This is a genomic window from Thermomonas sp. (assembly GCF_035369645.1).
Taxonomy (GTDB): Bacteria; Pseudomonadota; Gammaproteobacteria; order Xanthomonadales; family Xanthomonadaceae; genus Thermomonas.
In genome coordinates, this window is record NZ_DAOOUM010000003.1 from 44,446 (window position 1) to 56,090 (window position 11,645).

Annotated in this window: 13 protein-coding genes and 1 tRNA gene; 2 read left to right on the plus strand and 12 right to left on the minus strand. The window is 61.0% G+C overall.

The features are described from left to right. The first annotated feature begins 58 nt into the window (after window positions 1-58). A complete protein-coding gene (locus PK789_RS01165) occupies window positions 59-610 on the plus strand; it encodes a Dps family protein (RefSeq protein ID WP_324306504.1) in 552 nt (183 codons plus the stop codon). A gap of 59 nt (window positions 611-669) precedes the next feature. Beyond that, on the plus strand, window positions 670-2,466 hold the full coding sequence (gene recQ, locus PK789_RS01170) for a DNA helicase RecQ (protein WP_324306505.1): 1,797 nt from the start codon (window positions 670-672) through the stop codon (window positions 2,464-2,466). Between the two features lie 48 nt (window positions 2,467-2,514). On the opposite strand, the gene PK789_RS01175 is transcribed toward recQ, so the two are convergent. The 12 genes from PK789_RS01175 to PK789_RS01230 form a co-directional block, all read right to left on the minus strand. Further along, a tRNA-Lys gene (locus PK789_RS01175) sits at window positions 2,515-2,590 on the minus strand. A gap of 50 nt (window positions 2,591-2,640) precedes the next feature. After that, on the minus strand, window positions 2,641-3,333 hold the full coding sequence (queC, locus tag PK789_RS01180; RefSeq protein WP_324306506.1) for a 7-cyano-7-deazaguanine synthase QueC: 693 nt from the start codon (window positions 3,331-3,333) through the stop codon (window positions 2,641-2,643). Between the two features lie 3 nt (window positions 3,334-3,336). After that, the gene (queE, locus tag PK789_RS01185; protein ID WP_324306507.1) at window positions 3,337-4,023 is read right to left on the minus strand and encodes a 7-carboxy-7-deazaguanine synthase QueE; all 687 of its coding nucleotides are present in this window, start codon (window positions 4,021-4,023) and stop codon (window positions 3,337-3,339) included. A 9-nt stretch (window positions 4,024-4,032) separates the two neighbouring features. Further along, on the minus strand, window positions 4,033-4,824 hold the full coding sequence (ybgF, locus tag PK789_RS01190) for a tol-pal system protein YbgF (protein WP_324306508.1): 792 nt from the start codon (window positions 4,822-4,824) through the stop codon (window positions 4,033-4,035). Next, on the minus strand, window positions 4,824-5,357 hold the full coding sequence (gene pal / locus PK789_RS01195) for a peptidoglycan-associated lipoprotein Pal (protein WP_503011859.1): 534 nt from the start codon (window positions 5,355-5,357) through the stop codon (window positions 4,824-4,826). The genes ybgF and pal overlap by 1 nt, the downstream gene beginning before the upstream one ends. A 98-nt stretch (window positions 5,358-5,455) precedes the next feature. Then, window positions 5,456-6,760, minus strand: coding sequence for a Tol-Pal system beta propeller repeat protein TolB (gene tolB, locus PK789_RS01200; RefSeq protein WP_324306509.1), 1,305 nt, complete (start codon window positions 6,758-6,760; stop codon window positions 5,456-5,458). Window positions 6,761-6,854: 94 nt separating this feature from the next. Beyond that, window positions 6,855-7,745: a cell envelope integrity TolA family protein gene (locus tag PK789_RS01205; protein WP_324306510.1), complete on the minus strand. Its 891-nt coding sequence runs from the start codon at window positions 7,743-7,745 to the stop codon at window positions 6,855-6,857. 10 nt (window positions 7,746-7,755) lie between these two features. Then, window positions 7,756-8,220, minus strand: a complete 465-nt coding sequence (gene tolR / locus PK789_RS01210) for a protein TolR (protein WP_324306511.1) — start codon at window positions 8,218-8,220, stop codon at window positions 7,756-7,758. Between the two features lie 4 nt (window positions 8,221-8,224). Next, on the minus strand, window positions 8,225-9,013 hold the full coding sequence (tolQ, locus tag PK789_RS01215; protein ID WP_324306512.1) for a protein TolQ: 789 nt from the start codon (window positions 9,011-9,013) through the stop codon (window positions 8,225-8,227). After that, window positions 9,014-9,430: a tol-pal system-associated acyl-CoA thioesterase gene (gene ybgC / locus PK789_RS01220; RefSeq protein WP_324306513.1), complete on the minus strand. Its 417-nt coding sequence runs from the start codon at window positions 9,428-9,430 to the stop codon at window positions 9,014-9,016. Then, on the minus strand, window positions 9,423-10,448 hold the full coding sequence (ruvB, locus tag PK789_RS01225; RefSeq protein WP_324306514.1) for a Holliday junction branch migration DNA helicase RuvB: 1,026 nt from the start codon (window positions 10,446-10,448) through the stop codon (window positions 9,423-9,425). The genes ybgC and ruvB overlap by 8 nt, the downstream gene beginning before the upstream one ends. Window positions 10,449-10,461: 13 nt before the next feature. Next, on the minus strand, window positions 10,462-11,645 hold a 1,184-nt coding region (locus PK789_RS01230), incomplete at its 5' end, for a KUP/HAK/KT family potassium transporter (protein WP_324306515.1).

Here is an 11,645-nt window from a genome sequence, read left to right on the forward strand (position 1 = left end):
CGCAAAACCCGCGTATTGTCGCCGCAAGCCCGCTTTTTCACACCTGCAGGAGTCGGTCATGGCCAAGAGCAAGCCCAGCGCTAAATCCAGCAACAAGCATAGCGAGAAGCCCGGCAAGGCTTCCGCCACAACAGCCACCATTGATATCGGCATCAGCGGCGGTGATCGCGCCGAGATTGCCGATGGTCTATCGCATGTACTCGCCGATGCTTACACGCTGTACCTGAAAACCCATAACTTCCACTGGAATGTGACGGGGCCGATGTTCAATGCCCTGCACACCATGTTCGAAACCCAATACAGCGAACAATGGACCGCGCTTGACGAAATCGCCGAACGCATCCGCGCGCTGGGCTTCAATGCACCGGGTAGCTATAGCGAATTTGCGCAGCTTTCTTCCATCAAGGAAGCCCCCGGCCAAACCGGCACACTGGCCTGGCACGAAATGGTGCAACAACTGGTCAGTGGCAACGAAGCCTTTTGCCGCACCGCGCGCAAAGTACTGAAATCTGCCGATAGCGCCGGCGACGACCCCAGCGTAGACCTGCTCACCACACGCCTGCAAACCCACGAAAAATACGCCTGGATGCTGCGGTCGCTGCTGGAGTAATCCGTTTTACGTGTGCGGCCAGGCACCGTCTCCTGGCCGCCGCTTGCTACTCTAGTGCCATGCCCACCTCTGCCCTTGACCAGCTCCACCGCACGTTTGGTTACACCCGCTTCCGTGGCGAACAAGAGCAGATCGTTGACCATGTGACTGCCGGTGGCGATGCTTTGGTACTGATGCCCACCGGCGGCGGCAAGTCGCTGTGCTACCAACTGCCGGCGTTGCTGCGTGATGGCACTGCGATTGTGGTGTCGCCACTGATTGCCTTGATGCAAGACCAAGTGGACGCCTTGCGCCAACTTGGCGTGCGTGCGGCATTTCTCAATTCCAGTTTGGATGCCAGCGCCGCCGCGCAAGTGGAGCGACAACTACTGGCGGGCGACTTCGACCTGCTGTATGTCGCCCCCGAACGCCTGCTTACCCCACGTTTCTTAGCCTTGCTGGCGCGCATGCAAATCGCGCTGTTCGCCATCGACGAAGCACACTGCGTCTCGCAATGGGGCCACGACTTCCGCCCCGAATATCGCCAGCTCACCCTATTGCACGAACGCTGGCCACACGTGCCGCGCATCGCGCTGACTGCCACCGCCGATGCCCCCACCCGCCGCGAAATTGTGGAACGGTTGGCGCTGCAAGATGCGCGCCAGTTTGTCAGTTCGTTCGACCGCCCGAATATCCGCTACACCGTGCAGGCCAAGCACAACAGCCGCAAGCAACTGCTGGACTTTCTGGAAGATCACAGCGGTGACAGCGGAATTGTGTATTGCCTGTCACGCCGCAAGGTCGAAGCCACAGCCGCGCTCCTGGTAGAACACGGCCTGCCGGCACTGCCTTACCACGCCGGGCTGGACACGGCCACGCGCGCTGCACATCAACGCCGCTTCCTGCGCGAAGACGGGATTGTGATGGTGGCCACGATTGCCTTTGGCATGGGCATCGACAAACCCGACGTGCGGTTTGTTGCGCATCTGGATTTACCTAAATCACTGGAAGGCTACTACCAAGAAACCGGCCGTGCTGGTCGCGATGGTGAGCCCTCGGAGGCATGGCTGGCCTATGGTTTGGGTGATGCCGTCTTGCTGCGCAAAATGATTGCCGAAGGCGAGGCCAGCGACGAACGCAAACGGCTGGAATACGCCAAACTGGATGCATTGATTGGCTATTGCGAGTCCACCGTCTGCCGCCGGCAAAGCCTGCTGGCCTATTTTGGCGAAGCCCATGCCGGTGCCTGCGGGCATTGCGACAACTGCTTGCATCCACCGCGCGCATGGGATGCCACCGACGCCGCGCGCAAAGCCTTGTCGTGCGCGTATCGCACCGGGCAACGCTTTGGCGCAGCGCATTTGATCGACGTGCTGCGCGGTGCCGACAACGCCAAGGTGCGCCAATTCGGCCATCAATCCGTTAGCACCTATGGCATCGGCAGCAACCTCGATGCCCCGCGCTGGCGCAGCGTGTTTCGGCAGCTATTGGCCGCAGGTCTTATGGAGGCCGACTTCGACAACTTCGGTGCATTGCGCCTGACCCAAGCTGCCACCCCCTTGCTGCGCGGCGAACAATCCCTGCACCTGCGTGAAGATGCCAGCAAGCGCGAACGCCAACGCGAGCGCAGCCCCGCCGCCAACGCCGACCTACCGCCCGCCGCTGCCGCGCGCTTTGACGCCCTACGCCAATGGCGCGCCGGCATCGCCCGCGAGCAAAACCTCCCCGCCTACGTGATCTTTCACGATGCCACCTTGCGCAGCATCGCCCAACACCACCCACGCCAACTTGACGCCTTGGCCAGCATCAGCGGCGTGGGCGTAGGCAAATTGGAGCGCTATGGGGAGGCGGTGTTGGAAGTGCTGCAAACAAGCTGAGCACGGCCGCGTGGCTGGCAATCCAGTCCGAGTTCTTTGTGAATTCGATGGTGGGCCGTGATGGATTCGAACCATCGACCAAAAGATTAAAAGTCTTCTGCTCTACCGACTGAGCTAACGGCCCACTGGGAAAAACCTGCCCGACATTGCGCCGGGGTGCGCATTCTAACCGAATCAGCGGGCAATATAGTAGGTGGGGTCCAAAATTCCGGCATCGGCGAAACCTTGCGCGCGTAGGTGGCAGGCATCGCAGTGGCCGCAGGCAAGGCCGTTGGCGTCGGCTTGGTAGCAGCTGACGGTCTGCGCAAAGTCCACGCCCAAGCGCAGGCCTTCGCGGGCGATGTCGGCTTTGCTCATGCGCATCAAGGGTGCGTGCACGCGGAAGTGGCTGCCTTCCACCCCAGCTTTGGTGGCCAAATTGGCCAAGGCTTCAAAGCCGGCGATGAACTCGGGGCGGCAGTCCGGGTAGCCGGAATAGTCCACCGCGTTGACCCCACAGAACAGATCGGTGGCACCCAGGACTTCGGCCCAGCCCAGCGCCACCGACAGCATGATGGTGTTGCGCGCGGGCACATAGGTGGACGGGATGCCTTGGCCGATGATGTGGCCGTCGACGTCGGTAGGTACCGCAATGTCCGCGTCGGTCAGCGCCGAACCGCCAATGCTGCGCAAATCCACATTGACGGTTTTGTGTGTCACCGCACCCAAGGCCTTGGCCACCCGCGCGGCGGCGTCTAGCTCGGAGGTGTGGCGCTGGCCGTAGCGTACGCTCAAGGCATGCACGGCAAAGCCCTGCTCGCGGGCGATGGCTAGAACCACCGCTGAATCCATACCGCCGGACACCAAGACGACTGCGGGTTTGTGCATGGTTTACCTCCCCGGTTCGTCGTTCCACAGCAGTTTGTGCAACTGCATCTGGAAGCGCACCGGTAATTTTTCTTCAATGATCCAATCGGCCAGTGCGCGCGGGGTGATTTGGCCAGCACTGGGCGAAAACAGCACATCGCACACCTCAAACAGACGATGTTGCAACACCACCTGCTTGGCCCAGTCGAAATCTTCGCGCGAGCAAATCACCACTTTGACTTGATCATGCGCGGTCAGCAGCGGCAGGTTGCCCCACAGGTTGCGCGTCACTTCACCCGAACCCGGGGTTTTGATATCCAGCACCCGCGACACCCGCGCGTCCACACCGGTGATATCAATCGCACCCGAGGTTTCCAGCGACACCACATAGCCGGCATCGCAAAGTTTTTCTAGCAGCAGCAAACAGCGTTTTTGCGAAAGCGGTTCACCGCCGGTCACGCAGACATGGCGCACGCCGTGTTTCGCAACTTCGGCCAAGATGGCGTCGATCTCCCACCATTGCCCGCCGTAGAAGGAATAGGTGGTATCGCAATACGTGCAGCGCAGGGGGCAGCCGGTCAGCCGCACAAACACGGTAGGCCAACCCGCATCGCGGGCTTCACCTTGCAGTGACAAGAAAATTTCGGTGAGCTTGAGGCGCTCGGGTTGGAGGGCCGCCGCTGCGGCGGCCGCATCGGCGACGTCGTTCATGGGCGCAGTTTAGCGGTTGCCGGCCAGTTGCATGGACCGCAGACGGTCTTGCGCAGTGCGCGCGACATCGCTGCCAGGATAGCGTTGCACGACCTGCCGCAAGGTGGCCTCGGCCTGTGGGTATTGCTTTTGCCCGTACTGGGTCAGGCCCAGTTTGAGCAGGGCACCGGGGGCCTTGTCGTGACTGGGGTAGCGGTCCAGCAAGGCGCGAAACTGGTCACCGGCCAAACTGTAATTTTGGGTGACATAATAGCTCTCACCCAGCCAGTACATGGCATTGGGGGCCAACTGCCCACCCGGAAACGCCGCCAGAAACTCGCGCAGACGACGCGCGGATTCCACATAGTCGCCACTTTTTAGGGCGTCGAAGGCATAACCGTAAGCGCTTTGTTCGTCCTTGCCTGTGATGCCGCCGCTGCTACTGGCCGTTGCCGGTGCCGCCTTCGCCGCTGGCGTTGCTGCCGGCACGCTGGCCGCAGCGGCGGTGGCGGCACCCGCAGCGGAGGCGGAGTTGCCGCCTTCCAACCGGTCCAGACGCCCACTCAAGTCCAGATATTGCGCGCGCTGGCCTTGTTTGGCCTGCTCTTGCTGCTGTTGCAGCTGCTCGATCTGGCCACGCAGCTCTTGCACTTCGCTGCGCAGTTGGCTGATTTGGTTGACCAGTTCGGTACCGTTTTGCTCACCGGCGGCGCGCTGTTCCAGCACCGCCACCCGGTCGGCCAAACTGGCCCGCTGTGCATGCGCCAGCGGTGACGCGACAAGCGCCACCGCCAGCACCGGAAGGGTCATCGTGATACGCATCACTTGGCGCTGTAAACCAGCTCAACGCGACGATTCTTGCTCCAGCAAGCTTCGTTGGATTCGGTGCAGACCGGGCGCTCTTCGCCGTAGCTGATCACCGACAGCTGGCTGCTGCTGCCGCCATTGGCTTGCAGCGCCGAAGACACGGCATTACCGCGACGCTCGCCCAAACCGAGGTTGTATTCGCGGCTGCCGCGCTCGTCGGCATTGCCTTCCAGACGCAGGCGCGCACTCGGGCGGTCACGCAGGTATTTGGCGTGGCAATTCATGATGGCTTGGAATTCCGGCTTCAGCGCATCTTGATCCAGATCGAAGTACACCACGCGCTGACGCAGGCAAGCATCGCTATCGAGGTCGGCGGGGGTGTAGGCACCTGCACGCGGGGTGTCATTGATCGGTGCGGTCGTCGTGGTGTCCACCGGATTGCTGGGCGGCGGAGTTTCTTTGACCTTCTTGGCGCAGCCCACAGCAACGAATGCGGACAAGCCGGCAATAGTCAAGATACGGGCGATCTGTGGGATGGAAGCCTTCATGGTAGATACCTTTTCGTGGGAGTCGTGGGAGTCGTGGGGTTCGACGGTAGTGTAGGGACTTGCATGTCAATGTGCGTTGACGGCAACGCTGACGGGGCTCATTTTTGCCGGAAGGGTGACCACGCGGGTTCGCGCACGTCACCGCTGGCCAAGACCAGTCGTTGCCGCACGCGGCCATCGGCCGACACCGCATACAACACGCCGCGTCGGCCTTCACGCGCGGCATACAGCACCATCGCGCCATTCGGGGCAAAACTGGGGGACTCATCCAGCGAGCCGGGCGAGAGCATGCTCCAACGCGGGCTGCCAGTGCTGCGATCCATCAAGGCAATGCGATACACATTGCCGGCACCCTGTGCGGTGGCCAGTTTTTTGCCATCGAATGACAGCGACGGACTGGCGTTGTAGCTGCCATCAAAGGTCACCCGAGAGGCGCTGCCACCGCTGGCCGACACTTGATACACCTGCGGGCGACCACCGCGATCGGAGGTGAAGTATAGGCTGTTGCCGTCCGGGCTCCAGGTGGCTTCAGTGTCGATGCTGAATTGGTTGGTGATCTGGGTCAGGTGTTTGCTGGCCAAGTCCATCACGTAGATGTCGGGGTTGCCGCCCTTGGACAGAGTCATCGCCAAGCGCGTGCCGTCCGGCGAAAAACTTGGCGCGCCATTGATGCCACGGAAGTTGGTGACTTTTTCGCGGCTGCCGGTGGCGATATCTTGAATCCAGATGCCGGAATTGCCGCCTTCAAAACTGACATAGGTCAGCTTGTGCCCGTCCGGGCTCCACGACGGCGACAGCAACGGTTCGCTGGAATTGACCACGGTGCGCGGATTGAAGCCATCGGCATCGGCCACCACCAAGGAGTACTTGGCTTCGCGGCCCAGACCGGTGGAGGTGACATAGGCAATGCGGGTCCAGAACGCGCCACGCACCCCCAAGATTTTTTCGTACACCGCATCGCTGATTTGATGGGCTACATCGCGCATCGCCCCACCCGGGGCGGTCAACGCGAAGCCGAGCAAGCGTTGTTGCTTGGCGACATCAAACAATTCGTATTCGGTGCGGTAATCACCGCCACTGCTGACGCAGCGCCCGACCAGCAAAAAATCCTGTTTGAGCATGCGCCATGTGGGGTAGGCCACGGCGCTGCCCTCGGTGGGGCGCTCTGGCAGATTGGCCGGATCCAGCGTGCGGAACTGCCCCGACCGCCCCAAGTCAGCGCGCACCACCCCGCCCACGTCGGTCTGCCCGCAATCACCGCCAAACGGCACCACGGCGATCGGTAAGGCGGCTGCGTTGCCGCCGATGATGTCGATTTCAAGACCACCGCGTGATTGCGCCAGTGCGGCACAGGCGGGTAGCAGTAATAACGGCAACAACAGTCGGCAAGCATTCTTGCGCATGCGGCCCCACATTCGGTCAGCTAGATGAACAGGATCGCCTATTCGGTGTGAAATAGGGTGAACGGTTGCGGACTATGCCGGCACAACATTGCCATTAAAGGTCTTCGGCGCGGAATTTCAGCATCGGGTTGCGCACGAAAACATCCTCAAACCCGGCATACGGCAATGGCGAAGCCTTCATGATGGCCGCTTCCACCGAACGCCGGCCTAGATCGTCATACGGACAGCTTGGCGACACCTGCACCGAGATCACTTCACCGCCGGGAATTTGTTTGATCAGCACTTCACAGGTCTGCCCCAACTTGACCGAGTCCGGCCGCGTCCATTGCCGCAAAATCGCGTTCATCAACGCCACCTGATAGCTGGCGCTTTTGCGTTGCAGGCTATTGGGGTCGCCCGGGGGGGGCCGGGTCGGTGTAGTAGTGGGCGTGGCCGTGCTGGTTCGTGCATCGGCCAATTGCTGGGCGCGCTGCTCGGCCATGCTGCGCTCGCGCGATGCCAGTTCGCGCTGACGGCGAATTTCTTCCAACACCCGCTGCCTGGGGTCGGGTTTGGGCGCATCCAGCTCGGCCTGGTCGGGCTTGCGACGCTTTTCGTCCTGTTCTTTTTGTACTTGACTCTGCGCCGGCAATGCGGCGTCGCGCTGTACTTTTTCCTGCTCGATAGGGGCAGGATCGGGCACCGGCGGCGGCAATTGCGTCAGTTTGGGCGGCGTTACGTCTTCTTGAAGTGGCGTGGGCAGCGGCTGCGCAACCGGCGTCGGCGCTTGCTCTGGTGTCACCGGCTTGCGTTGTAAGGCGCGCTGCATTGGCGCACTGAGGTCACTGGCGGTGGCCAAATCGGCCTCGATCGGGTCGCCCTGCGCCGCTTGCATCGGCAAATCTGGTGGCAACTTCAAGCCGAAAAACAGCAGCGCGAACAACAGCACATGCAGACCAATGGCCTGCACGGTCGCGACATGGGTATCGGCGCGAGTCTGCTTCACAAATCGCCTATCACTTGCCCGGTTTGGCCGATTGCGTCGTCGTGGGTGGCGCGCCCATCAGGCTGACCCGCGACACTTTGGCATCGCTTTGTAACTTGCCCATCAGCGCATACACCACCTGATAGCGCACGTTGCCATCACCGGCCACATACACCGAGACATCCGGGTCGGCATGGACAAAGGCGGCCACTTTGATCAGCAGTGCGGCTTCGTCCATGGCTTGCGGGCGGTTGAGGCCTTCGTACATCAGCCCCAATTTGCCATCGCTGAACACTTGCACCACCAGTGGCTGTTTTTTCTTTTGTTCCAGCGATTTGGCGTTGGCCTGCGGCAGGTTCACATCCACGCCGACATTGAGCAAGGGCGCGGTGACCATGAAAATGATCAGCAGTACCAGCATCACGTCGATGTAAGGCACGACGTTGATTTCGGCCTTGAGCTTGCGCTTGCGCGCGCGGCGGTTGGAGACGGCCATGCGCTTAGTCGTCCGTGTGGGTTTGGCGCTGCAAGATCGACGCGAATTCTTCGCTGAAGGTGTCGTAGCGCACTGCCATGCGTTCGGCGCGAGTGGCAAAGCGGTTGTAGGCCCACACCGCCGGAATCGCCGCAAACAGGCCCATCGCGGTGGCCACCAAGGCTTCGGAAATACCCGGTGCCACCGTGGCAATGGTGGCTTCCTTCATCGAGGCCAAGCCTTGGAACGAAATCATGATCCCCCACACGGTGCCGAACAGGCCCACATACGGGCTGATCGAGCCGACATTGGCTAAAAATTCGAGGTTGCGCTCCAACCCATCCAATTCGCGCGAGGTGGTGGCGCGCATCGCCCGCTGCGCACCTTCCAACTGCATCCGCGCATCCACGCCGCGACGCTGACGAATGCGGTTGAACTCGCGCATACCGCCTTCAAAAATGGCCTCCAGACCCTCGATGCTGCGGTTGCGTTCGGTCGCGGTGGCATACAGTTTGGGCAGCTCGATGCCAGACCAAAAAGTTTCCTCGAAATGGTCGGCTTCGTGTTCGGCGCGGTCTAGCACGCGCTTCTTGCGCAGGATAATCACCCACGATGCCACCGATGCGGCCAATAGCAGCAGCATCACCAGTTGCACCGGGATGCTGGCGTGCAAGACCAGTTGCAAGATATTCAGACCTTGGTCACCGTGGGCGGCGGCCGCTTTTGCCCCGGTATCAGTTAGCGCCACCGCGTTGGCGGCGGCATTGTCCGGCAGCGCCTGCGGCAGCGATTGCAGCATGGTGGAAACGGGCATCTATGGAGACTCCGGCAAAGGTTCAAAAACGTTCAAGAGTGCATCTGGGATTGCGCGTGGACGGAAGCTTGAGGCCGTCAATGCCGCAATTTTTACTTGCGCTTCGACCAGCAACACGCCCGCACGTTCAATGCGCTGCGCCAGCACCAAGCTGGCCCCGCGACATTGCAACAGAGTCACGCTGACCTGAAGCTGATCGTCCAGCCGCGCTGGTGCGCGAAACTCGGTGTGCATGGCGCGTACCACAAACACCAGATCCGCATCGCGCTTGAGGGCGTCTTGGTGCAGGCCCAACGCACGCAGCCATTCGCTGCGGGCACGTTCCATAAACGCCAGATATTGGGCGTGATAAACCACGCCGCCGGCATCGGTGTCTTCCCAATACACCCGCACCGGCCACACAAATGATTCAGCCATCGAACAGCCCTGCCGCGTCGGCTTTTGGTTTGAAACCCAAATGTCGATACGCCTTCGGCGTGGCCATGCGCCCGCGCGCGGTGCGGATCAAGAAGCCTTGCTGGATCAGGTAGGGCTCGATCACATCCTCCAGCGTGCCGCGCTCTTCCGATAACGCCGCCGCCAGCGACTCCACGCCCACCGGGCCGCCATCGAAAGCATCGATGATCACCCCCAGCATGCGCCGGTCGAGGTCATCAAAGCCTTCCGGATCCACCTTCAGCATGTCCATGGCGGCACGCGCGATGCTGGCGTCGATCACGCCATTACCTTTCACCTGCGCGTAATCACGCACCCGCCGCAACAGACGGTTGGCAATCCGCGGGGTTCCGCGCGCGCGCCGCGCCACTTCACCCGCGCCGTCGGCATCGCAGGCAATCCCCAGAATCTGCGCCGAGCGTCGCACGATGCGGGTGAGATCTTCCGGCGAATAAAACTCCAAGCGCTGCACGATGCCAAAACGATCCCGCAGCGGCGCGGTCAACAGCCCCGCACGGGTGGTCGCACCAATCAGGGTGAACGGCGGCAAGTCCAGCTTAATCGACCGCGCGGCCGGGCCTTCGCCGATCATGATGTCGATCTGGTAGTCCTCCATCGCCGGATAGAGAATTTCTTCGACCACCGCCGACAGCCGATGGATTTCGTCGATAAACAGCACGTCATGTGCCTGCAAATTGGTCAGCAATGCAGCCAAGTCGCCGGCTTTTTCGATCACCGGCCCCGAGGTGACCCGCAGCCCCACGCCCAACTCGTTGGCGATGACATGTGACAAGGTCGTCTTGCCCAGGCCCGGTGGGCCAAAAATCAGCACATGATCCAGTGCCTCGCCACGCCCCTTGGCCGCCTCGATGTAGATTTGCATCTGCTCGCGTACCGGCCGTTGGCCTAGGTATTCGTCCAGCCGCTTGGGACGAATGGAGGCTTCCAGCGCGTCGTCGTCGCGGCTGGCGGCAGGGGCAAGGATACGGGGATCGGTCATGCGCGGATTATCGCTAAATCTCTACCTGTGCACCCAATTCCACCAACCGATTGCCGGGAATACGGAAGAAATTGGTAGCCGGCGCAGCGTTGCGGTGCATGAAGGCAAATAATTTGTCGCGCCAGATCGGCATGCCACGATGGCGGCCGGCCACGATTGTTTCGCGGCTGACAAAATAGGTGGTGTCCATGGGATTGAACACCAACTCACACTGGTCACAAGAACGCATCAATGCCAGTGGCACATCCGGCGCCTCCATAAAGCCGTAGCGAATCAGCACGCGGTAGAAATCTTCCCCACCAATCGACTGAATCTGCAGGCGCTTTTCTTTCGGCGCATACGGCACTTGCAAGGTTTCTACGGTCAAGAACACATTGTGCTCGTGCAGCACTTTGTTGTGCTTGAGGTTATGCAGTAGCGCATGCGGCACGACCCCTGCATCCGCGGTCAAAAATACCGCCGTCCCTGGCACGCGCACCGGCGGTGCCAGCATCAAGCCGGGCAGGAATACATCCAACTGGATACCGTCTTTGCGGACTTCCTCGCGCAGCAATTCACGCCCGCGCCGCCAAGTCCGCATCATGGTGAAGACCAGCAGCCCCAGTGCAATCGGGAACCATGCACCGTGGAAAAATTTGGCCCCATTGGCAATCAGGAAACCAATATCCACCAGAATTATGAAGAAGCAGCATGGCAGCACCCACCAACGTGCGCGAGCCCACTGCGCACGCGCCAACAACGCCAGCAGCAAGGTGTCGATCAGCATCGTGCCCGACACCGACACGCCATAGGCGGAGGCCAAGTTGGTGGAGCTTTGGAATGCCAGCACCAGCGCAATCACCGTCACCATCATCAACCAGTTGATGCCGGGCACATAGATTTGACCGATGGTGTCGCGCGAGGTGTGCTTGATCAACATGCGCGGGATATAGCCCAACTGCATCGCCTGCCGCGACATCGAAAACGCACCGGTAATCACCGATTGCGAGGCAATGATTGCCGCCATCGTGGCCAGCACGATCATCGGGTACAACGCCCACTCTGGCACCGCTTCAAAAAACGGGTTGGCCACCGATTCCGGGTGCTTGAGCACATTCGCACCCTGCCCCATATAGTTCAGAACCAGGCAGGGCAATACAAAGAAATACCATGCGTTGCGAATGGGCGGTGCACCGAAGTGCCCCATGTCGGCATACA